The following is a 22752-nucleotide window of genomic DNA, read 5'->3' on the forward strand; positions in this document are numbered from 1 at the left end:
GAACAAAAGGCGGCGGATGCCCTCATTGGCTCAGAACAAAGAGAAAGTATAGCATTTAATAAAATGTCTTATAAAGCATTTTATTAGATGCTATGGGAATCAAAATTAACTTGTTGTGAGTGTTGAGTGTTAACTGTTAACACTTAACACTCAACGACCATGAAGAGTCATTATGCAATTTGTACATGCACTCTTCTTATCACTTAATACGGCATATAAGTTTTAATGCTGTACTAAAAGCGTATTCTACTGCTTTCGATTTACTCGGTAATGCCGCTTTCCAAATACGATAATCATTATATTCAAGAATCAAATTAGCCATCTCATCAATTTTGGTCTTTTTTAGGACATCGTATTGAGTCGATTCAAAATCTCTCAAGATGCCACCATTTTCCAATACTTCTTGTCCAGCTTTAATAAAGCCATTCAAAACGGCTTTCATGTATTCTCTACCAGCACGTTCTGCAAACACAGGAGATGATTTCAACGCCTGAAATTCTTCTAACAGAAGGTTAGCAATTTTTCTTCCTTCTAGAGTATTCCAATCATAAGGTAGTTGAACATCCAGATATTCATCTTCGACGTATTGATATTTAAGATACTCCTTTATATCTACAGCGACTTGAACTATTTTGTAACCAGCAAACAATTGCTTTAAAGAATTTGCACTTGTATCAATAGATGAGTCAGGGAAAACTTTTTCCTCACCTTCTGGACATTCATAGACAAGATACGTCCAAATTCCTTCTGAATCACCAACATCGGAACTTCCAGCTTGGTAGAAGGTCATTGTTCCATCTTCTTCACAGCGAAAATATGCACTTTCTGCATCTGTTAACGTACAGTGATGCATATTTTTTGAAAAGCGCATAAGCGTTCTAAAAATGCCAGTAATGTGGTGAGGTTGGCTCTCTACTTGGATGTAACGTTTTCCACTGCTCACAAAGCTATGTAATCGAATCGCCATCTGTTTTTCCTTGTAATCTTTCTTCACATTCTTTTTTCAATGCACCAACCTGACAGCAAGAGGGAAGTGAAGGAACACATAACATGGCGTGCTAGATCCAGCTGTAAGCTATTCACACCTAATAATAATGGCAACAAGCAGATGCCATGTAGCCGAGAATCCTCAGCCTGCTGCACTGAGGTCATTAATCTTTGTTCTAACGTAAATTTTTAGTTGCAGCTGATCAGTTTCGTAACAAAGCTTTAAACTCCCTGTTTCTTTGATTTTCAAGAGCTATTGTCAGGTTTTCTATTCAATCACTCAGTGTGACCTTCAAAAATTAGGCTCGAAGTTGCGCCCAAGCTTAACTTTTAACCTATTCTTCATTATGATAAGGCACAACTAATGTGTACTAGGTTACACATAGTTATTCGTTATTTACAAAATTTTACATAAAAGTTTGATTTATATTAGCCTTTAGCAAAAAATCTTTTTTCTAAATTCCTCACCTGTTACATATTTTTAGATATTTAATTTGTATACAGAACCGTTAAGAGGAACCAAAAGTCAAGAGTTGTGAAAATCAATTCGCTCAAATTCCTGACTTTTTGAAGTAGTCGGGAATTTTGTTGTTCAGAAATAATTTAGAATTGCCTGATTCAGATTTTAAATAGCGATCGCCCCCAAGAGACGATCGCGTAGCGCGCCCTATTGCCCAACAGCACTCCGTGCGGTTGCCTCAAAGCGGAGCTTTCAGGAAGCCTGTTCTGGAAGAACAGGCTTGGCAATATACGGGCGTTCGCAAAAGTTTTGCTACAAGTGGTACCGAGGTGAAGCTCAGTAGCGCTTGATTTGTTGTATTTTTTTTAAATTTGTAGCTGGTGCAAAATCCATTCAACAGCTACAGCCAAATCTTTGGCAATGTAATCGGGTTTTGTGTGGTGCTGGTAATCACCAGCCAAAACGCGATCGCCAAACCCTGTTTGCACCAAAATTCCCACACAACCAGCATTGTGTGCCATATCAACATCAGTCGCTTTATCTCCCACCATAAAACTGTGCCTGAGATCCAAATCGTGTTCCCAAGCCGCCGCGACCAACATTCCTGTGTTTGGTTTACGCCAGGTAGACCAGCGAGTGTATGCTGGGTCTTTACCGCCTTCTGGTGGACTGAGGTAGGGACAATAATACAAAGCGTCTAATTTTGCCTCAGCCTCTTGTGCCAACAATTGGCAAAGTCGATCATGTAACGCTTGTACGTGAGTGTCTGGATAATAACCTCTAGCTGGTCCAGATTGATTGGAAACAAGGCAGCAAAAAATACCTTGGTCATTGAGCTGGCGCACGGAAAGTGCAACACCGGGAATTAAATGTAAATCTTCTACCGAGTGAATGTAGCCAGCCTCAACATTTAACACGCCATCGCGGTCAAGGAATACAGCAGGTTTAGCCACCCCAAATTTTCTCCAACACAGTGTTAGGCACGATATCTGCCATTTTCCCCGTGGGGGATTTAATGGCAAGGAATTTATCGCTTCTAGGCAATAACTTCGCTGGGTCTGTTGGACCAAATAAGGCAATGGTATAAGTCTGTACCGCCACACTCAAGTGCATGGGGGCGCTGTCCGTACACAGCATTAAATTTGCCCCAGCAATCATCGCCGCCAACTTGCCAATATCATCAGGAGAAGTGACTTTGATATTGGGTGTGGACTCTTTGAGGCTACGCACAAACTCTTCATCTTCTGGTCCTTGGATAACCACCACAGGCATTTCCGGCTGCTTTTGCTGGATGTCTTGAATAATTTGCTGCCAATTCCTGACAGGGTAAATTTTATCTAGACCTTTGGTCTGGGCTAGCTTGCTAGAACCACCGTGAATCAAAATGTAACCAGTTTCTTTTATTCCCAACCGTTGTTGTTCCACAGTTGCACAGTCAATATCTGGTTTTGGCACATTGATTGCTAACTCTGGACAAGAGGAGTTAATACCCAACCCTTGCAGCAAGTCATGGTACATACTAGCAGCATACTGTTCTGTTCTCAGAGGAACTGGATTGGTGAGAAAAGCACCTCCTTTGCTCCTATAGCCAATTCGTGTGGGGATTCCGGTTAACCAGAGGAAAAGACCCACTAAAGCGCTTTGCCCTAGGGCAATGGCAATATCGTACTCGCGATCGCGTATCGTGCCTACCAAGTTGCCCCAATCTGCCATACTGTTACGGTCTTTGTAGTCAAACCCAATAACCTCATTAACTGACTTACTCACCCGGTAAGCAGCCTTTGAACGGGGTTCCACAACAACATCTACCTGAGCATTGGGGTAATAGCGCTTCAGGTCATCTAGGGTCGGGAAGAAGAGAATTTGGTCGCCAATTCCGCCGGGAACAAGGGCTACTATTCGCATAATATATCTTCACGCTTACTCGCTCATTATTTTAGGGGAAGATAGGGATTGGAAATTAGAGATTGAGGATTAGGGATAGTCAACAGTGAACAGTGAACAGTGAACAGTACCAGCATGGTACTTGATAACTGATAACTGGTAACTGATAACTGATAACTGTCCCCAATCCCCAATCCCCAGTCCCCAGTCCCTAATATCAAACTTGAGGAATTCTGTGCATTTATTAATTCCAGCTGCAGGAACAGGCAGAAGAATGGGAAGTCACCGCAATAAACTCCTGCTTGTGGTAGGCTCCCAGCCTATTATCGCTTGGACTCTTCTTGCCGCTGAAGCAGCAAGTCAAATAAGTTGGATAGGCATTATCTCCCAACCTTATGACTGGGAAGATTTCAAAACCATTCTTGCCTCTCTAAAGCTAACTAAGCCAGTGGAACTGATTCAAGGGGGTTCTACCCGTCAAGAATCGGTTTACAATGGATTGCAGGCGCTGAGCGGCTCCGCAGAGCAAGTGTTAATTCACGATGGAGCCAGATGCCTCGCCACACCAAATTTATTCAACTCTTGTGCTGAAGCTATTCGACATTGTCCTGGTTTAATTGCCGCCGTACCAGTTAAGGATACTATCAAAGTCGTAGATGAAAATCGCATAATTCAAAGCACGCCTGACCGACGGCAATTGTGGGCGGCACAAACTCCTCAAGGATTTGATGTTAAATTATTGAAAAAGTGCCACGCCGAAGGAGTCCGTCAGGGCTGGGAAGTGACTGACGATGCTGCTTTGTTTGAAAAATGCGGCTATAGTGTGCGAATTGTTGAGGGAGAAGAGACGAATCTGAAGTTGACCACTCCACAAGATTTAGCGATCGCTGAATTCATCCTAAAAACTAGACTGGATCAGCACTGAGCTGGGTTATAACAATTCTTGAAGATCCCGAAGGCTCACCTTTGGTATTTTCAGCATAAAACTTGATTTTTTTCAAATATTATGTTAAAGTGCCAAACACTTGTAATTATCCTTCATTCATCATTTTTTATTTATACAAGTGACTAATGAACGGCAGGTGCTTTATGCCGGGAAACCCTTTCACCAGTTGCCTGCGGAGGGAAACCCTCCCGCAGCACTGGTTCACCACCGCACTGCCTCCCAATAACTCATGACTGATGACTGATGAATAATGCCGTGATGAATGCATCGACGAAGATAGAAGCAATTCTGTATTTGAAGGGTAAACCCCTGTCCATAAGTGAAATTGCCGAGTATGCCCTTTGCGATCGCACCACAGTTCAGGAAGGCATCATCGAACTCATTGATGAGTATGCCCGCCGCGATAGCGCCTTAGAAGTCGTAGAAACTTCAGATGGTTATAGTTTGCAACTTAGGTCAGACTTTCATGACTTGGTACAAACTTTGATTCCAGTAGAATTGGGTCTGGGAGCATTGCGGACTTTGGCAGCCATTGCCCTAAATAGTCCAATACTGCAAAGCGACTTGATCAACTTGCGCGGTTCTGGTGCGTATCAACACGTTTCAGAACTCGTCGAACTCGGTTTTGTCAAAAAACGCCGAGATAGTGAGTCTCGCTCGTATTCGTTACAAGTCACGCCTAAATTTCAGCAATATTTCCAAATTGAGCAACTTCCCCAATTATTATCCAATAGCCAAGAGCAAAAACAGCTAGAGCTAGAACTCACAGCACAACCACAACCAGATTGAGTACTGCTGCTCTTCTTGGAATGCTAGTACTCCAGAAAGAGGTAGTGATATGTCTCACCCTTCTACTATGGTTTAGAGTAGAATAAGCAACTCAGCTAAAAAAACAGCCAATGGTGTTTGATCCTAATTTTTTGAATGACTACCCTGAGGAACACCCGAATCAGATCCTGAATGATAGCTTCGAGGAACTTCCTAATCAGTTACTCAAGTATCTACAGCACCAGCCACCTGAAGTCCTAGCCCGCGTCGCCCAGTCTGTCAGCCCCGAAATTAAACAAATTATTTCGCAAAACGTCCAAGGGCTTGTTGGGATGTTACCTTCAGAAAATTTTAACGTGCAAATTACCACAGACCGAGACAATCTTGCTGGTCTTTTAGCATCGGCTATGATGACAGGTTATTTTCTCCGTCAAATGGAACAACGGATGCAGTTAGATCATTTGAGTAACAATCATTAGTTAACAGTCATTAGTCATTTGTCATCAGTCATTAGTTACAAAAGACAAAGAACAAACGACAAAGGACTAATCACTACTTCTGGGGATAAGCCCCTGATTGTACTTTAAATGTTTGAATTTTCCCGTTGCGGTTGACTTCGATTTCCAATATGTCACCTACGGTGCTAGAGTCCACCTGCTTTTGTACTTGAGCAGATGTTTTTACTTGCTTACCGTTAACTTTTTGAATCAAGTCGCCAGGAAGGAGTCCTCCTCGTTGTGCTGGAGAATTTTCCAGGACTCCTGTAATGGCTATGCCAACATCCTGTTTAATGTTGAGATTCTTGTCTTGATTAATCTGCTGTTTCTTACTAGAAGATAAGTCGGACATTTCAACCCCTAAAAACGGGTGTCGCACACGCCCTTTGGTAAAAAGCTCATTAGCAATGCGGGCTGCTGTTTCAATGGGGATGGCAAAACCCAGCCCTTGAGCATCGGCGCGGATAGCAGTGTTAACGCCAATCACCTCGCCTTGGGCGTTTAATAAAGGTCCACCTGAGTTACCCGGATTAATAGCCGCGTCGGTTTGGATAAAGCTGACTCGCTTATCTGGAACACCAACTTGAGCGCTGGTACGGTCTGTCGCGCTGATAATGCCGATTGTCACGGTATTATCTAAACCGAGGGGATTGCCAATAGCGATCGCCCATTGACCTGGTATTAAGTTTTGTGAAGTGCCTAGTTTCACTGTTGGCAGATCATAATCTGAAATTTTTACAACAGCCACATCTGTCACTGAATCAACTCCAACCACCCGACCCTCAAAAGTCCGACCATCTTTGAGAGTGACTTGTACTGTATCTGTATCCGCGACAACATGAGCGTTCGTTAGTATTTGTCCATTTTCACTCAAAATAAATCCAGACCCTGTTCCACGCTCTATCCGTTCTTTGGGGAATGGCTGCTCTTCCTCTCCAAAAAATCGCCGTAAAAGTGGATTTTTCAACGCGTCAGAAATTGGATTAGCCACTTTGCGGGTTGCATTAATTCGCACGACAGCGGGTCCCGTTCTTTGAACAGCAGTGGCAATAAAATTCATATTATCGCCACTAGGAGCTGCAACTTGTCCTCCAACAGGATTTGCAGGTGCAGTTTCTGGGGGCGAAGACACTGTTACAGTTCTTAACTCGCGAAACAAGCGATTTTGTGTCGGGAGATAGCGACTACCCAACAAGCCTGCACCGCCGCCAATAGTCAATATGGATAGATAAATAATCAGTTGCTTTAATGATAATTTCATAAAACTTCGCGGGATGTGGGAAACGAGCGCGTCTTTAGACCTGAGAGGAAAACGACACGAATGACTTTAGTCACCTTGCTCCATTACCGCCTTGGGGCGTTGCCCTGAGCTTGTCGAAGGGTTACTCAATACCGTGTAGTTTTGCAATCTACTTTCGTTCGGGCAATTACGAACTGATACCTTTCACCCCAACGGGAGAGCCAGTTCCCTGGGCGCGGGAAACCCGCCGATGACTGACTGGACTCACCTGTACGCATAATGGTTTTGCACTCGATGTGCCTTCCCAAAAGGGAGTAAAGTTAGCTTCTCCCAAGGGGAGACGCTGAGCCCTGCGGGCACGCTGCGCGAACGCGAACGACAATGTTAACGGTCGGTAACTATATTTAGGACACTGACTTAACCCAATAAATCTGTTTAATCCTAGATTTCTAGAGCTTGGAACTAGCTATGCCTATCGGCACGCTTGCGCGAACGCATCCCAAGGTAGGAACTTTAACACTAGCCGTTAACGTAGTATCCGAAGATACTGAGCCTGGTCAACTACTGTCTAAAACTTAGGCTAGAAGCCCAGTGTCTTTAGACCTGGGTTGTTGACAATCATGACGCTCAAGGTCAGCAATGCAGATGCCTAATTTATAAGTTTAGTCAAGCAAGTCCAAACCTGACATATGAATTGCTCATCAGTCAGTTGTTTAGTTCTTAATTGTGAGTTGTCAAAAAGCACCACTAACCACCTCTCATAACCTGCTGTTGGCATCTAAAATTTAGAATAATTGAGTGCCTCCTTTATATACATGACTTTTTGCTATCGTTTACTTTTTGTCTGTAGCATAGTCACCAGCACCCTTGGGTTAGTATACACAAACCCATACTCCGCAGTGGCACAAACTTCTGTAACTGGTTGCCAGACCCCAGCCCTTGAACGCTTCCAGCGACATAAAGTTGCACCAGGAGAAACTGTGGAGAGTATAGCGCAACGCTACAATCTCACACCAGCTACTATTATCGCCATGAATTCAGCTTTACAAAACCGTAAAATTGCCGTTGGTAGCGAAATTCAAATCCCTCCATATAACGGAATTGTTGTTGAGGTATCGCCTGGTCAAAACTGGCGACAAATAGCAGCAAAATATAAAATTCGTCCTGATGTATTGTTTGACGTGAATGGGTGTCAGAAAAATCCGAGAGTCGTTTTTGTTCCTCAGGGAAATCGCTCACCCAGTCGTCCTATGACTGAATCTCCCACACCTCAGTTCCCTGGTAACTCCTCTACTTCCACTCTCAGTAAATTAGCTGGGTATCCCTTAGCGGAAGTTGCAACTGTGGCTGTAGGCTATGGCTGGCAGACTAATCCTAGCAATGGAGAAGTCTTCTTCCATAGTGGTATGGATTTGTTAGCAGCAAAAGGGACGCCAGTACAAGCGATCGGTGAAGGTACGGTAGCCTTTGCCAACGAGCAAGGAACTTATGGTAAATTGGTCATCATTAATCACAGTGACGGCTTGCAAAGCCGCTACGCCCATCTTGACAGCATTAAAGTCTCCGTTGGTCAACAAGTGAAAAAGGGAGACTTAGTGGGAACTGTGGGTACAACTGGAACACCAACCATCAGCCAATCCCATCTCCATTTTGAAGTGCGTTCTAGCTCATCCTTAGGTTGGACTGCTCAAGACCCTAAAGGGTATCTCCAACGATAAGGTATTGGCGAGTGGAATACTCGCTTTTCCTCATCCCCCTCATCCCCCTCATCTCCCTCACTCCCTCATCACTCAACTCAAAAACGGATCCGTAGATTTAACCAAGTGCATCCCTGCTGCTGCAAATCGCTCAAAAGCTGCATCTGCTGCTTCCGTATAATCCACCACACCGGGAACAACAACAGGAGAAGTGCAATCTTCCAGCAGATAAACTTTTTCTGCTAAATTCGGGTCTACTTGCTGGATTTCTGTTAATAAGTCGTCAATTGTCCAAGCGACACAGTGACTTTTGGCTTGACCTGCAACAATCACACCATCAAATTCCAACAATTGTTGAATCAAGCGTGTGTTCTTTTGTGCAAAGGGACGTTTATCAAAACTTTCCAAAACTTCTGGACGCAAAACAGAATAATTTTCTGTTAAAGGATTATTCCCTTTGATTTCAAATTGCGTTTGACTATGACGAGCAATGCAATGGAAAAATACCGCTTCTTCCACAGCAGAAACCAAAGCATGACCGATACCACCCAACATAGAATGATAAGACCAAACTGTTAGCGGATATTTTCCATCTTGACTGAGCTGCTTAACATAGTGATAAGCGTGCTTTTCTAATAATTCGTAGTCGTAGCCAAGACTGTAAGCAACTCCTGGGTTAACTTTCCAAATCCCTTTTTCAATATCTGCTGGTGTGATGCTAGTAGCAGATGGTGTGGGGTGTTCACCCGCCTGGTTTACCCAAAAAATTGGATGGAAAATTTGCATTACTGTATGGGTATCCATCGTAGGAATAATTTTAGTAATAACTCCTAAATAGCGATAGATAAACTCACACAGCCGGAGATTATCATTTACTGCACCCGTTCCAGATTTTCCACCTACAAATAATTCAAATTCAGGAATGCAAAAGGTGTTTTGCACATCAATTAAAAGTAGGCAAATGCGAGTTTTGTCTTCGGATGCTGGTTCGATGTCATATTTTTTTGCCCATTCTCTTGCTTCTTCTGCACGTTGTTCGTAGGGTACGCGCCACACCTCGCCAACGTTTTGGGCGTTGAAGTGAGGAGGAATTGGTAATTGGGTTTTTGTTGGGGTGTTCATTGTTAAATACGGTTCAGTTAGGGCTAAACGATACGAATTTCCACTGTGTAGAGACGTTGCATGCAACGTCTCTACAAAGGTTGACGGTAGATCAATTATCTTAACTGAACCGTATTGATTCATAGTTAAATCGCAACCTCTACCTATACAGCTTGTAGGAAGAAATTTTGTGACTACAATATTCCGCGTCCTTGCTTGCGGTGCAAAAATGCCGCTATTTGAGTGACAGACTTCAACTTAACAAGCTGCTGACATCGAAAATGGGGACATTGTAGGTAAAACATATCTAAAATAACGTCTGAGTGATTGCGTTTTTCACGGTAAAATCTATTTTCATTCTGGTTGCTGCGTGCAAAAATTTCGCTATGTCAAAAGCACGCCAGCCGTAACCGCACTGGTCAAAGTCAAATAAAGTCGGCTCATTCTGTTCCGTGAAATGAGCATTTCCTGAATGAACATCTCCAACACAAATTCCATAAGCTGGTGCTGACAAAGGCAATTTTAATTCTTCTAACTGCCTTTTTATTTGGTCTACCTGTTTTTGCAGATAGTTAATATCGCTTTCTCGGTGTTGGTATAGAGGTGTAATTGCTTGTATTGACCAATCTAGCAAGTAATCGCTATTCAAAGCAGGGCGAGTAAAATGACTTTTGAACTCGTCTAGTGTCTGGTGAATTTTTGCCAGTGCTTCTCCTAAACGATAGCTTTTTATGCCATCAAGATTTTCATTGACTGCACGTCCTGGTGCATAGGAAAATACAGCCACGTAACGTGTTCCTTCTGGTGCTGCAATTTCTGTTGTCAAACCACCATCGTTTCTGGAAATGGGGTATGCAACTGGCTGTTTTTGCTTCTGTAGAAACGCTAACAGTTCCAGTTCAAAATCAATAAGAGTGCTTATTTCTCCACCCACGTCGATAAACTCGCAGAATATATCTCTCTTGCTCAGTTTCTACCAAATACGTATCGTTGAGTCCTCGTTTGTATAGTTTGCAGCAACGGATATTCCTGATAGGATAGTGGCGTAGTACGGTGTCAATTAAAGCCACACCATCAGGAATAGAATGAATGACATGAATTAATAATTGGCTCATAAAATCATTGGCGCTACTGATAAATTTTGTTACTTATAGCAATTTGAGAATTTGGATTTTGGATTTTTAGAGGAATCATTAGTTATTTTTACTTATTTATCGACTTACCCTCTCCCCCACTCACCCTCTCCCTTTTTTGCTCCTCTTTTTTTCCAAATTCATCACTCAAATTTGCACCAGCTGTGGCACTCTGGGAAACAGAATGTTTTCAAAGTTGATATCTTCGCTACAAAAAATTACCTAACAGGTTATGCAAACCCTGCCTACGCTTACAACTTCTAATACCGCATTTAGTCAACCCACCTTTGACACAACTATCAAGCGGCGCAAAACCCGTCCAGTCAAAGTTGGCGATGTCACCATTGGGGGTGGTTACCCTGTAGTGGTGCAGTCAATGATTAACGAAGACACCTTGGACATTGATGGATCCGTAGCAGCGATTCGTCGTCTTCATGAAATTGGCTGCGAAATTGTCCGCGTTACCGTACCTAGTATGGCCCATGCTAAAGCGTTGGCAGAAATTAAACAAAAATTAATCAAAACCTACCAAGACGTGCCAATTGTTGCGGATGTGCATCATAATGGCATGAAAATCGCTTTGGAAGTCGCGAAACATATAGAGAAAGTACGGATTAACCCAGGGTTATACGTGTTTGAAAAGCCAAACTCTGGGAGAACCGAGTACACTCAAGCGGAATTTGAGGAAATCGGGAAAAAATCCGCGAAACTTTAGCTCCCTTGGTGATTTCCTTGCGCGATCAAGGCAAATCTATGCGAATTGGGGTAAATCACGGTTCCCTTGCCGAAAGGATGCTGTTCACCTACGGCGACACTCCAGAAGGAATGGTAGAATCTGCTTTGGAATTCATTCGCATCTGTGAATCCCTGGACTTCCGTAATATCGTCATCTCCATGAAAGCCTCACGGGTTCCGGTGATGGTAGCGGCTTATCGCCTGATGGCTAAGCGGATGGATGAACTCGGTATGGATTATCCCCTACACTTAGGCGTCACAGAAGCAGGTGATGGGGAGTACGGGCGGATTAAATCCACTGCGGGTATTGCGACTCTTTTAGCTGATGGAATTGGCGATACAATTCGCGTGTCCCTGACGGAACCACCAGAGAAAGAAATTCCCGTATGCTACAGTATTTTGCAAGCTTTGGGATTGCGCAAAACAATGGTGGAGTACGTCGCGTGTCCTTCCTGCGGACGTACATTGTTTAACTTAGAAGAAGTTCTGCACAAAGTCCGCGAAGCTACCAAACATCTAACTGGACTTGATATAGCAGTTATGGGTTGTATTGTCAATGGTCCAGGAGAAATGGCTGATGCCGATTATGGTTACGTTGGAAAAACTCCTGGATATATTTCTCTCTACCGTGGGAGAGAAGAAATTAAAAAAGTTTCAGAAGAAAAAGGAGTAGAAGAGTTGATTAATTTAATTAAGGCAGATGGACGTTGGGTAGATCCATAAAATTTTCGACAAGTTTTGTACCGGCGGTTCCGATATCGCCGGACGACAAAGGCTTTTAATGAAATAAAAAAATAATGCTCAGTCTGTACATTAAAACCCTGTGTTAGATTGGGCATACTGACTATAAAACTTTCCGTAGACGCGCAGCTGTCATTATGGTGATTACAAGAAGTGGGCTTGTTTTGGTGGGTGCTACAGCGGTGACACTGACAACGATCGCAGTCACCAGCCTGGGAATTCACTCGCAAGGACAGGCTTTATTTAAAGAAAGTCCTAAGGATTTAGTAGATGAAGTTTGGCAAATTATTAACCGCCAATATGTAGATGGTACTTTTAATAAGGTAGATTGGCTGGCTGTTCGTAAAGAATACCTAAACAAGTCCTACAGCAACAAACAGGAAGCCTACAAGTCCATACGGGAAATGCTGAAGAAGCTAGATGACCCCTACACCCGGTTTATGGATCCAAATGAGTTCAAAAGTCTGCAAGTGGATACGTCTGGAGAACTTACAGGTATTGGTATCCAGATGGGTCTAGATGAAAAAACGAAAAAGCTAACTGTGATTGCGCCAATTGAGGATACACCCGCCGCCAAAGCTGGACTTTTAGCAAAGGACACTATAACCAAAATCAACGGAAAAAGCACCGAGGGCATGGATACTAATCAGGCAGTATCCTTGATCCGAGGTGAACCAGGAACGACGGTCAACTTGACAATTCTGCGGAACGGTCAAGAAAAAGAATTCAAAATTACAAGAGCAAAGATTGAAATTCATCCAGTCGAGTATTCCCAAAAGCAAACTCCAGCTGGAAGTGTTGGCTACATTCGCTTGAAGCAGTTTAGCGCTAACGCCAGTAAGGAAATGCAACAAGCAGTGAGAAATTTGGAGAATAAGCAGGTTGCTGGTTATGTTCTCGATTTACGGAATAATCCGGGGGGCTTACTCTTCTCTAGCGTGGAAATTGCCCGGATGTGGATGAATAACGGCACAATTGTCTCCACTAAAGACCGTCAAGGAGAAGTGGAACGGGAAACAGCAAACGGACGTGCTTTAACTAATAAGCCGCTCGTGGTGTTGGTGGATAAAGGTTCAGCCAGTGCTAGTGAAATCCTTTCAGGAGCCTTGCAGGACAATAAGCGTGCTGTTTTAATTGGTAGTCAAACCTTTGGCAAAGGCTTGGTGCAATCAGTGCGTCCTCTGGACGATGGCTCAGGATTAGCTGTGACCATTGCCAAATACTTTACTCCCAATAATCGGGATATTAATAAGCATGGGATTGACCCAGATATCAAGGTAGAATTGACAGACGCCCAGCGACAAGCATTGTGGCTCAAAGAACGCGACAAAATCGGCACACTAGCAGATCCCCAATTTGCTAAAGCGGCGGAAGTGTTAGGCAAGGAAATTGCACAAAGAGGCAATAATAGGGCAGAAAAATGAAAAAAGTAGAGGGAAGAAAGAAAACTGAAGACGAAAATTATTCTTCGTTCTTCCTTGTTCTTTCTTCTTTCTTCATACTGGTTGGCATTTACCAGATCTAATCAGTCCCACACGACGGGCGATCGCCTCCCCTTCGGAAGTGAAAGGTCCCCACTGTTCTATAATTTCTGGATTATCATCTCCAGTCGCTTCGTTGCTGGAGACTATTTCGCAATGACCAGCAGTGCGCTTGACAATGTACCAAATTTGTGTATTGCTCATGCTTGTCAGAAAAATTAGGTCAACATAGAAGTTATTTTATTAAGAATCTGTAAATTGTAGTTTAGCTTAGTATGGTGCTAGACTATTGAACAGTCACGACTTACGCAAAAATCGTCAAAAAGCTTAATTTATCCAACCGCCAAGCCTGCCCTCGAGCGAAGCGAAGAGACGCCAAGAACGCCAAGGATTTGTACAGTGTGCGTAAGTCCTAACAGTCTTAATCTGTGAAAATCAGACATATTCAGATTCCCGACTTTTTGAATCAGACATATTCAGATTCCCGACTTTTTGAAGAAGTCAGGAATTTTGTTGTTCATGAATGAATAAGTTCGTAGTGAGGACTTTAGTCCTCTTTACCGACAAAGCAAGGACTGAAGTCCTTACTACAAAGTTTTTATGGACAATTAAGCGAACATTATAGAACTCGCTTGCTCGTTAAATCCCAGAACCATCCAAAAACTCCTCTATTACCTTATTTTCCAAGCGGCAACTTGTATGCTTTTCTGCCAAATATGCCTCATCAGTTAATATATGGGAATTTGGAACGCTAGGTATTTGAAATGCTGGGTTAAGAGAAGAAAATGAAATTTTTTGCTGTGTTTGTTGCAACTGTTGAATTTGTTGTTCAAGTTCCTCAAGCCTGTCTACTAAAGCACGTATCACTTGGGCTTCAGCATCTGGTAAACTTCCGTGTTCTAGTGGGTTGACTCGAACGCCAGCGCGAAAGATAATTCGACCAGGAACGCCAACCACAGTACAGTCGGGTGGCACATCACGCAATACAACTGAGCCAGCACCAATACGGACATTGTTACCAATTTGGATATTGCCCAGCACCTTGGCTCCAGCTCCAACGACAACATTTTCCCCCAAAGTAGGATGGCGCTTACCGCATTCTTTACCTGTACCGCCGAGGGTGACACCTTGATAAATCAGGCTATAGTCTCCGACAATCGCCGTTTCCCCAATCACCACACCCATTCCGTGGTCAATAAAAACACCATACCCAATGGCTGCACCAGGATGGATTTCAATTCCAGTTAAAAATCGAGCGATGTGGGAAATCAGGCGGGGGATAAAGGGAATACGAATGCTATACAGCCAATGAGCTAACCTGTGTAAGAGTAGAGCTTGCAAACCGGGGTAGCAAAACAATACTTCCAACCAGTTACGAGCAGCTGGATCGCGTTCAAAGATGATGCGGAAGTCAGTAATGAGTGTAGATAGCACGCTTCTATTACCCTAGTTTTGCCAATCTAGTCAAACTGCTACACAGAACATGACTAAACTTTTTTAAAGTTTATCATTCAACTAAAGTTTTCTTTAGAGGGTCTGCTTCCCGCTTCATTCAAGGGAGTCGGCTCCTTCTTGTCCACGGGCGTAAATTTGGATGTAGCCCATCCTACTTATCAAAAGTTTAGAAGCTCTGAAGCTTTTAGCCACTTGTCACCGGTTATTTTCAGCAAATTTAACAAATCGTGGACTTGACCTTTGACCTTTTTACAGCCTTGCTAGTAATGACCGCGACTATGGTTTACAAACCATTTTTTTAAGCCTTGGTTTTCGGCATTGAATTAATTTTACAACACAAAGTCAAAAAACTTACTCATAACGTCCTATGCCCATGCATACAAAATCCCAAGCTTTTTCCTTTTGGGTTTCAAGCGATAGGATGATAAGAAAGCAGGGGAAGAAGTTTCCGCTTCTTCCCCTGCACCCTCTGTACTCCCTGTACCATGAACAACTACAGCTTTGTTTGTGGCAATTTCGGAATTGAACTAGCTATTGAATTGGAAAAACACGCCGCCTTTGAGTAATCCCGTGTCGCTCCCATAACTACTGAGGGTGAGCGATCGCAAATCTTTAAAAAACGGCTTACCCAATACTTCCACAAACTTAAGAATTGGTAGTTGACGCTCTAAAATCTCTTGACTCTTTGTCCAGTCGAGATACACGTAACCTTGATTGGGTTGAGGAATAGCAGCGACACCGTCTTGGAAATTGCGACTGTTGATTAAGGAGTTATTTTTAGCTGTCAAAGCTTGATCAATTGCCTCAACAGAGGATGCGAAAATCTCGTAATTTCCCAGATCAGCACGCGCCCCTAGAACCTTTGCTTGGATTGCGAATGATTCTCGCTCTTTTACTTGATCAGATTTATTCACAGCAGCGCTTAACTGTGTCCAAGTGGAGATTTTTTGTTCGTCTACAGTGAAGGAATTCAGGGAAAGCCCTTTTGATGAGGCGAGTTCATCCAAATGGGAAATTCCTGCTGGTGTAGCGTCAGATTTTTCCGCTACAAAAATCCAATCAGGAGTTGTTTGCTCTTGACGAGGTAACAATCCTATGGCGTATTCTCCTTGCACCCAGTTGAAAATATCCTCTTTCCAGTTGATACCCCATTGTTTTTGTACATCTGCCAAAGGTGGTAATAATCTAGAAATAACATCTTCTGGGGAAGCGGATAGGACGGCTGTCACTTGTTGCCAGAGTTGGGCTAAATCACTGTCACCCAAACCGTTCAAATTAGCTCCCGCAACTGCCAAACTTGCTGCAGCAGGGATATACTCCAATGCACCCACAGGTTTAGAGAGTTGTGCAGATGGAGGTGAAGTTTCTTCCTTTGCCAGGAAAGCAGTTTCAGCTAGCAATCCTTTGGAGTTGGATACCAAAGAAATAATTTGGTTGTCATAAACTTGAGCCTCGGGTTTTAACCCTTGCCATTTTGCCACTGTGGGGAGATTCAGAAAAGCAACAGCCAGTGCTTCTTTGGGCAGTTGTTTCCTGGCTTGTTGGTATTTGCTGGAGCTGGTCAAATTGAGTTCCGCAGCCTGTACGTTATTAATAGCCTCTCGCAGCACTTTTGGATCGTTGGCAAACAAGACAAAGCTATTGCCTACAGCAGCACCAGCAAGAGGATTTTGGTTTTTGACTTTTTCCTTCTCAAGGGGAGTGGCTTCGGTTGGAGGGATTTGATTGTCATAGATCAGCTTCACGCCTTCGTACTGTTCAGTCGCTAAATTTGCCCCAGCCAATGCCCGTTTGGAAAACAGCACCTCGACAAATTCGCGGCTTTTCTCCGGTTGAGTGGTTGCGATCGCCATAAGATATCCTGGCTGTTGCCCGTTGTCAGAGTCACGGTCAATGTCTAAGGTGGTCACAGCCAGTGTTATTTCATTTCCTAGCCAAGGTTTAATATCCTCTTGGTAATCTATACCCGTATTAGCCAGTAAATTTGTTTTTAATTTTGACAGTTCCCCATCACGCTCAAACGCCTGTAAGCGTTCTGGATTCACTAGCATTGACACCATCACTGGTGCTTGTTTGGACACGAAGATAGCAGCGTCTGACTGTTCAGTAGAGGTGCGAGTCAGCGGAGTTTTGGTATAAAAGCCGTTACAACCAGTGATACCAATCAACAGCAGCATAATGGTACCAGCTGCTAGAACTCTGAACAAGGAGCGTTGTGTCATAATTTTTACACATACTACTAGGGGCGCAAACACAAATAATCAACCACCATTAGAAATATCGAAGGCAGTTCTGTTACTAGAAATTAGTTTAGTACTGAAACTTCCGCAGAAACCTATCAAAAATGAGGTTATCTCCTACCTCTATCAAGGGATTGATACACCTATCAACCCCAAAGAACGAAGATTTCTGCCAACATAAGTAGTATAGAATTTTTATTAAAACTTCATGGCAGGTAAACCTTCACAACCATTGATCACCCAAATTAGCGTAGAGGAACTAGCGCAACGCTTATCTTCAAAAGATTCACTTCAGCTAGTAGACGTGCGCGAACCACAAGAAGTGAGTATTGCCCACATTGACGGCTTTGTCAATCTTCCGCTGAGTCAGTTTCCTGATTGGGCAGATCAAGTCAACACCCGATTAAATCCTGAGGCTGAAACCCTTGTGCTGTGTCATCATGGCATTCGTTCTGCCCAAATGTGTCAGTGGTTAATCGTTCAAGGGTTTACAAATGTGAAAAACATTGCGGGCGGAATTGATGCCTACTCAACGTTGGTTGATCCTTCAATTCCCCAGTATTAGCTCCTGTTTTGCACTTCTTCGACATGATCTCAGAGACTAACGATTCCAAATTGCCTTTGCTATCCTTAGGAACACAAATTCATTAATTTCCAATTTTTGGGTAGAGGTACGGCAGTGCCGTGCCCCTACAGAGATTCTGAATTTTGCTTTTTTATTTAATGCACATCCCTTAGCACAAGCTAAGATAGCTTTAAGTATTAATAGCTATCAGCAAATTAGTAACTTGAAATACAGCGATTTCAAGAAGCTTATGGAAGTATGCATAAGTAGGGGGCTATTTTACTTAAAATGCAAAAGCATTTCCAGCAGAGTTATGCTGTAGTTAAGGAAACTTTTTTCTCTTGGCAGTACTGAATCTTTACTGTTAACTTACTTCTTTTTACTTATTCCTGTAGAAGCCAACAGTTTGCTATCTTGACTTTACTATTATTAATCTTTTTTGGAGTTGTCTCCATAAATTTTTTCATACTTTACTTAAAATTCGGCTTCAGTGCAAAATAGCTTATGCAAGTCCACCTAACAAATCGTCAACAGCATATACTTTCAGCAACGATACGTCATTATATAGCCACAGCAGAACCTGTTGGTTCTAAAACTCTTGTTGATGAGTACAACCTTGGTGTGAGTTCAGCAACAATCCGCAATGTCATGGGCGTGTTGGAAAAAGCTGGGTTACTGTACCAACCTCACACCTCTGCTGGACGCGTACCTTCTGACTCTGGCTACCGGATTTATGTTGACCAGCTGATTACACCTTCTGAAACTTTAGCACGAGAGGTAGAACTGTCACTGCAAAAGCGGCTCAAGTGGGAAGATTGGAGTTTGGAAGCTCTACTGCAAGGAGCGGCGCATATTTTAGCAACCCTAAGTGGTTGCATTACGTTAATTACCATGCCGCAAACCGCGACAGCAGTGTTGAGACATTTACAACTGGTGCAAATAGAAACAGGACGGGTGATGCTGATTGTGGTAACGGATGGATATGAGACACATTCAGCATTAATGGATTTACCGCAAGCTTCGGAGGATATACAACCAGATGCAGAGGTCATCGACCGCGAGTTACAGATCGTCTCTAACTTTTTGAATAGCCACCTGCGCGGACGAAGCATAACTGAATTAGCCAGCCTGAAATGGAGCCAATTAGACCGGGAGTTTCAAATATATGGCGAATTCTTGAAAAAATCAATCGCAGAGTTCGCCCATCGCACTCTCGCTCCATCTGGGACACAAATTATGGTTCGCGGTGTTGCCGAGGTTTTGCGCCAGCCAGAGTTTTCGGAATTACAGCAAGTGCAAATGCTGATCCACCTGTTGGAAGAAGAACAAGACCAACTGTGGCGATTAATATTTGAACAGCAGCCGGAGACTGAGGAAGTGGGTAAACCACGAGTTACTGTTCGTATTGGCTCAGAAAACCCTCTAGAACCTATACGCACTTGCTCGTTGATTTCTTCCACCTACCGCCGGGGTTCCGTAGCAGTAGGTAGCGTGGGAGTTTTGGGACCAACGCGCCTAGATTATGAAGGTGCGATCGCAGTGGTGGCTGCTGCTGCTGATTATCTATCGGAAGCTTTCAGTTATTTCAATCCCTAGTAGGGATTTATCAGTTTGGGCGCTCTCAAACCGATAAAAAGCATATAAACAGCGCGACTTGTGGCAGTACAATTCAGGATTGGTTAGAACTAGCTTAAATCATGGTCAGAAAAATTGCCTTTGGGGCGCTGTGGCTAGGATTTATTGCCTATGCCTTTTTCTTTGCCCCTCCAAATCAGCCCGATACATTCGAGTTGATTAAAAATCTTTCCACGGGTCGTTGGCAAGGAATTAACCCCTTAGTCGTGGCACTCTTCAACATTATGGGCATCTGGCCTATGATTTACAGCTGCCTCATATTTATTGATGGTAGAGGGCAAAAAATTCCTGCTTGGCTGTTTGCTTCAGCTTCTTTTGGAGTTGGGGCGTTTACCCTACTGCCTTACTTAGCCTTGCGGGAACCAAATCCAAAATTCCCTGGTAGAAAGAATGCTTTTCTAGCGATACTAGATTCTCGCCTGACAGGTATTGCCTTGGCTGTCGGAACGGCTATCCTAGTCGCCTATGGTATAGGGCAAGGAGATTGGGGAGATTTTGTTCACCAGTGGCAAACAAGCCGCTTTATTCATGTGATGAGCTTAGATTTTTGCCTGCTTTGCCTATTGTTTCCAGCTTTGTTAGGAGATGATATGGCGCGGCGGGATATGAATAATCCTCAGTTGTTCTGGTTGATCTCATTCATACCGCTATTTGGTCCGTTGATGTATTTATGTATGCGTCCACCTTTAAAAGAAGCGGGTGAACAGATGATATCAAATCAGCAACAACCAGTGGGAAATTAAGATTATGAATAGAAAAATTGCTCTTTGGTTATTGTGGGTTGGATTTATAGCGTATCTATTATTTTTGGCTCCTCCACTCCACTTAGAGGAAACTCTTGAACTGCTCAAAAATATCTTCACTCTCAATTGGGTAGATGTAAATCCAGTTGTCCTCTCTTTATTCTCCCTGATTGGTATGTGCCTGTTCATTTATTATGGTGTTCTGTTTTTTGATGGTAGGATGCAGTGGATTCCTTTCTGGCCCTTTGCTATAGCGTCATTCGCTTCGGGTACGCTTGGTCTTATACCTTATTTGGCTTTGAGGGAACCGAATCAACAATTTTCGGGACGAAAGGATGCTTTTTTGCAGCTGTTGGATTCTCGGTTTTTTGGTATTGCCCTCAGTTTAAGCACCCTTGGTTTGCTGATTTATGCTTTTCTGGGAGATTGGGTAGGGTTTTGGCAGCAGTTTCAGGGCGATCGCTTTATTAATGGCATGAGTTTGGCATTTTGCTTGTTTTGCTTACTCTTCCCAACTGTCCTTGGTGATGATATGGCGCGACGGCGTTGGAATAATCCCCAGGTGTTTTGGGTAACAGCACTTGTTCCACTCTTCGGTCCACTTGTGTATCTTTGCCTACGTCCACCGATACAGGAGAATGTTGCTCAACAAACACCGACATCTTTTAGCAGCAGTAGGGTGCGATAGGACGCCAGTTTGTAGGATATATCGATTTCAGTCTAATCCTTTTGAGAGGGACGCTATACGGAAAGTTTCCGCATATTGCCCCTCAATGAGGGTGCTATGTAGAAAAATTCCATATAATAATCAGCGATCGCCCCTAACTGCTCAATGGAGGCGTAGTTGCGAGCTTGTCTGTGGAGCGATCGCTCCGAACCATAAGCCCTAACGATTAATCTCTTCAAAGAAGCCACCACATGAAGTGATGAAATCGCTATAATTAAAGATTTTGAATGGTTGGATTTATATGATGTACAATAGTATTTAGAGGGGCGAACGTCGGCTTCATGCCGTGTGTCCGAGTAGTGATCCTACTTAGACCTAGCCCCTTTTAGCTTTTTAATAGATAATGGGTTGCGATCGCCATACCACTCCCCATAAGGCTTGTTGCGCTTATCGTCCAAGTCCATAATGAGTCTATATTTCTTGGCAAGGGGCAGAAAAAACTGGTCATCTTCGCGTTCATAGCATCGCTGTACAGCCCACAGGTAATAGTCGATGATCTGTAAACCAGCAACCTCAGATGGATAAGTAGGCTCAATGATGATAGAGCTATTTGAACTTATTTTCCATTGAGACTCAAAGTTTTTTTGAGCTTGATTAGACATCTCCGAAATATAAGCTTTTTGTGTTAAAAGAATATTAAATGAGCTTTTTGTCACGCAAACATGACTAATATAGTAGGACACATCGACAAAAATCCGGATGAAGCACAGCGCTTAATTGGTCTCAAGTATGAGCAATTACAGCAACTCATCCAGAATGCGCAATCACTTCATAATCAAAAGTTAGCCAAGCAAGAAGAAGAAAAAACTAGAATCATCAAAGCAGGAGGAGGACGTAAAGTAAAGCTATCGGCAAAAGAGCAGATACTGTTAACATTAATATACCTGCGACATTTAACGACATTTCAATTATTAGGTATCCAGTTTGGAGTGAGCGAGACAACTGCGAATGATACATTTAACTACTGGTTTCCGTTGTTAAGGGAATTGTTACCTTCAAGCTTGTTAGAACAGGTAAAAAAAACTCGAGCGACTACGAAATTGTTAAAGAGTTGTTAACAGAGTTTGAATTAATAGTAGATAGCTGTGAACAGTTACGGGAGCGTCCTCAAGACTATCAACAGCAAAAAAAATATTATTCAGGAAAAAAGAAAAATCATACTTTAAAGGCTAATAGTTTTACCTCAGGGGGCAGATATAGTAGATTGTACTGCCGGAGCGCCAGGTCCAAAAAGTGATATCAACTTATTTAGGGAGCAAAAAAAAGGCTTTGCTAACAAACAGAAATTTAGTGGCGACAAAGCGTACATCGGAGAACCATCAATTCAAACTCCACAGAAGAAATCAAAAAACCAAGAATTAACCCCTGAACAAAAACAAAAAAATAAAGAATTATCAAGTGAACGGATATTCGTTGAACACGTTATACGCTTGGTTAAGATATTTCGAGTTGCTCAAGAAAGATTTCGCTTAAATACCCACAAATATGAACAAATTATTTTGACAATTTGTGGGCTCGTAAGATTAAGGATTGGAACTTTGATATTACCGACAAAAAATCAAGAAACAAAGCTAGTATAAAAAGACATTTTTTTCCGAATTATTAACAGGAAACGTATGTAAGACCTATTTTACCGTAGAAATTGGCTAACTTTGCATTCATGCGATCGCTTGATGCAACTAAGTCATAGATACCTTTTCGTAGTTTTCGGAGATGT

23 protein-coding genes and 1 pseudogene are annotated in these 22752 nt (G+C 42.9%); 12 read left to right on the forward strand and 12 right to left on the reverse strand.

Annotated elements, in window-relative coordinates; genetic code table 11:
* Positions 1-199 precede the first annotated feature (199 nt).
* The 3 genes from V5G28_RS22930 to V5G28_RS22940 all read right to left on the reverse strand — a co-directional run bounded on the left by V5G28_RS22930 (position 200) and on the right by V5G28_RS22940 (position 3352).
* Positions 200-967 carry a hypothetical protein gene (locus V5G28_RS22930; protein ID WP_096567215.1) on the reverse strand — a complete coding sequence of 256 codons (768 nt, stop codon included), beginning with the start codon at positions 965-967 and terminating at the stop codon, positions 200-202.
* Between the two features lie 845 nt (positions 968-1812).
* Positions 1813-2400, reverse strand: a complete 588-nt coding sequence (locus V5G28_RS22935; RefSeq protein WP_096567217.1) for a D-glycero-alpha-D-manno-heptose-1,7-bisphosphate 7-phosphatase — start codon at positions 2398-2400, stop codon at positions 1813-1815.
* Positions 2393-3352: a glycosyltransferase family 9 protein gene (locus V5G28_RS22940; protein WP_332987761.1), complete on the reverse strand. Its 960-nt coding sequence runs from the start codon at positions 3350-3352 to the stop codon at positions 2393-2395. Before V5G28_RS22940 ends, V5G28_RS22935 begins: the two co-directional genes overlap by 8 nt.
* A 214-nt stretch (positions 3353-3566) precedes the next feature.
* On the opposite strand from V5G28_RS22940, the gene ispD reads away from it, so the two are divergent.
* From ispD to V5G28_RS22955, 3 genes are all read left to right on the forward strand, one after another.
* Positions 3567-4256 (forward strand): 2-C-methyl-D-erythritol 4-phosphate cytidylyltransferase, encoded by a 690-nt coding sequence (gene ispD / locus V5G28_RS22945; RefSeq protein ID WP_096567221.1) that lies wholly within the window; start codon positions 3567-3569, stop codon positions 4254-4256.
* Positions 4257-4535: 279 nt separating this feature from the next.
* Complete coding sequence (gene scpB / locus V5G28_RS22950; protein ID WP_073633509.1) at positions 4536-5066, forward strand: SMC-Scp complex subunit ScpB; 531 nt, start codon at positions 4536-4538, stop codon at positions 5064-5066.
* A 110-nt stretch (positions 5067-5176) separates the two neighbouring features.
* On the forward strand, positions 5177-5524 hold the full coding sequence (locus tag V5G28_RS22955; protein ID WP_073633508.1) for a DUF760 domain-containing protein: 348 nt from the start codon (positions 5177-5179) through the stop codon (positions 5522-5524).
* 73 nt (positions 5525-5597) lie between these two features.
* Here the strand turns inward: V5G28_RS22955 and V5G28_RS22960 are convergent, their stop codons facing one another.
* Positions 5598-6803 (reverse strand): HhoA/HhoB/HtrA family serine endopeptidase, encoded by a 1206-nt coding sequence (locus V5G28_RS22960; RefSeq protein WP_332987762.1) that lies wholly within the window; start codon positions 6801-6803, stop codon positions 5598-5600.
* A gap of 794 nt (positions 6804-7597) precedes the next feature.
* Between V5G28_RS22960 and V5G28_RS22965 the strand changes: the two genes are divergently transcribed.
* Positions 7598-8500 carry a M23 family metallopeptidase gene (locus V5G28_RS22965; RefSeq protein ID WP_332987763.1) on the forward strand — a complete coding sequence of 301 codons (903 nt, stop codon included), beginning with the start codon at positions 7598-7600 and terminating at the stop codon, positions 8498-8500.
* A 72-nt stretch (positions 8501-8572) separates the two neighbouring features.
* Here the strand turns inward: V5G28_RS22965 and V5G28_RS22970 are convergent, their stop codons facing one another.
* The 3 genes from V5G28_RS22970 to V5G28_RS22980 all read right to left on the reverse strand — a co-directional run bounded on the left by V5G28_RS22970 (position 8573) and on the right by V5G28_RS22980 (position 10695).
* Entirely contained in the window at positions 8573-9601 is a 1029-nt protein-coding gene (locus V5G28_RS22970; protein ID WP_332987786.1) for an isochorismatase, read from the reverse strand.
* 286 nt (positions 9602-9887) lie between these two features.
* The gene (locus V5G28_RS22975; protein WP_332987764.1) at positions 9888-10514 is read right to left on the reverse strand and encodes a phosphotransferase; all 627 of its coding nucleotides are present in this window, start codon (positions 10512-10514) and stop codon (positions 9888-9890) included.
* The gene (locus V5G28_RS22980) at positions 10486-10695 is read right to left on the reverse strand and encodes a hypothetical protein (protein WP_332987765.1); all 210 of its coding nucleotides are present in this window, start codon (positions 10693-10695) and stop codon (positions 10486-10488) included. Before V5G28_RS22980 ends, V5G28_RS22975 begins: the two co-directional genes overlap by 29 nt.
* Before the next feature lie 250 nt (positions 10696-10945).
* On the opposite strand from V5G28_RS22980, the pseudogene ispG reads away from it, so the two are divergent.
* Positions 10946-12171, forward strand: a pseudogene (gene ispG, locus V5G28_RS22985) ((E)-4-hydroxy-3-methylbut-2-enyl-diphosphate synthase).
* Between the two features lie 155 nt (positions 12172-12326).
* A complete protein-coding gene (gene ctpC, locus V5G28_RS22990) occupies positions 12327-13613 on the forward strand; it encodes a carboxyl-terminal processing protease CtpC (protein WP_332987767.1) in 1287 nt (428 codons plus the stop codon).
* A 72-nt stretch (positions 13614-13685) separates the two neighbouring features.
* Here the strand turns inward: ctpC and V5G28_RS22995 are convergent, their stop codons facing one another.
* The 3 genes from V5G28_RS22995 to V5G28_RS23005 all read right to left on the reverse strand — a co-directional run bounded on the left by V5G28_RS22995 (position 13686) and on the right by V5G28_RS23005 (position 17347).
* Positions 13686-13874 carry a DDE transposase family protein gene (locus V5G28_RS22995; RefSeq protein WP_332987768.1) on the reverse strand — a complete coding sequence of 63 codons (189 nt, stop codon included), beginning with the start codon at positions 13872-13874 and terminating at the stop codon, positions 13686-13688.
* Between the two features lie 435 nt (positions 13875-14309).
* Complete coding sequence (gene cysE, locus V5G28_RS23000; protein ID WP_332987769.1) at positions 14310-15104, reverse strand: serine O-acetyltransferase; 795 nt, start codon at positions 15102-15104, stop codon at positions 14310-14312.
* Positions 15105-15652: 548 nt separating this feature from the next.
* A complete protein-coding gene (locus tag V5G28_RS23005; protein WP_332987770.1) occupies positions 15653-17347 on the reverse strand; it encodes a DUF3352 domain-containing protein in 1695 nt (564 codons plus the stop codon).
* Between the two features lie 226 nt (positions 17348-17573).
* On the opposite strand from V5G28_RS23005, the gene V5G28_RS23010 reads away from it, so the two are divergent.
* The 4 genes from V5G28_RS23010 to V5G28_RS23025 all read left to right on the forward strand — a co-directional run bounded on the left by V5G28_RS23010 (position 17574) and on the right by V5G28_RS23025 (position 20996).
* Entirely contained in the window at positions 17574-17930 is a 357-nt protein-coding gene (locus tag V5G28_RS23010) for a rhodanese-like domain-containing protein (protein WP_073634215.1), read from the forward strand.
* Positions 17931-18434: 504 nt separating this feature from the next.
* Positions 18435-19526 carry a heat-inducible transcriptional repressor HrcA gene (gene hrcA, locus V5G28_RS23015; RefSeq protein WP_332987772.1) on the forward strand — a complete coding sequence of 364 codons (1092 nt, stop codon included), beginning with the start codon at positions 18435-18437 and terminating at the stop codon, positions 19524-19526.
* Between the two features lie 101 nt (positions 19527-19627).
* Positions 19628-20308, forward strand: coding sequence for a DUF2834 domain-containing protein (locus V5G28_RS23020; protein ID WP_332987773.1), 681 nt, complete (start codon positions 19628-19630; stop codon positions 20306-20308).
* Between the two features lie 4 nt (positions 20309-20312).
* Positions 20313-20996, forward strand: a complete 684-nt coding sequence (locus tag V5G28_RS23025; RefSeq protein WP_332987774.1) for a hypothetical protein — start codon at positions 20313-20315, stop codon at positions 20994-20996.
* Positions 20997-21049: 53 nt separating this feature from the next.
* On the opposite strand, the gene V5G28_RS23030 is transcribed toward V5G28_RS23025, so the two are convergent.
* The gene (locus V5G28_RS23030) at positions 21050-21214 is read right to left on the reverse strand and encodes a hypothetical protein (protein WP_336231292.1); all 165 of its coding nucleotides are present in this window, start codon (positions 21212-21214) and stop codon (positions 21050-21052) included.
* A gap of 126 nt (positions 21215-21340) precedes the next feature.
* Positions 21341-21637: a hypothetical protein gene (locus V5G28_RS23035; protein WP_332987776.1), complete on the reverse strand. Its 297-nt coding sequence runs from the start codon at positions 21635-21637 to the stop codon at positions 21341-21343.
* 60 nt (positions 21638-21697) lie between these two features.
* Between V5G28_RS23035 and V5G28_RS23040 the strand changes: the two genes are divergently transcribed.
* Positions 21698-22093, forward strand: coding sequence for a helix-turn-helix domain-containing protein (locus tag V5G28_RS23040; RefSeq protein ID WP_332987777.1), 396 nt, complete (start codon positions 21698-21700; stop codon positions 22091-22093).
* Between the two features lie 114 nt (positions 22094-22207).
* Positions 22208-22615: a transposase family protein gene (locus V5G28_RS23045; protein WP_332987787.1), complete on the forward strand. Its 408-nt coding sequence runs from the start codon at positions 22208-22210 to the stop codon at positions 22613-22615.
* Positions 22616-22752: the final 137 nt, after the last annotated feature.

Origin of the sequence: Scytonema sp. PRP1, from assembly GCF_036697665.2 — a bacterium.
Taxonomy (GTDB): Bacteria; Cyanobacteriota; Cyanobacteriia; order Cyanobacteriales; family Nostocaceae; genus Kalymmatonema; species Kalymmatonema gypsitolerans.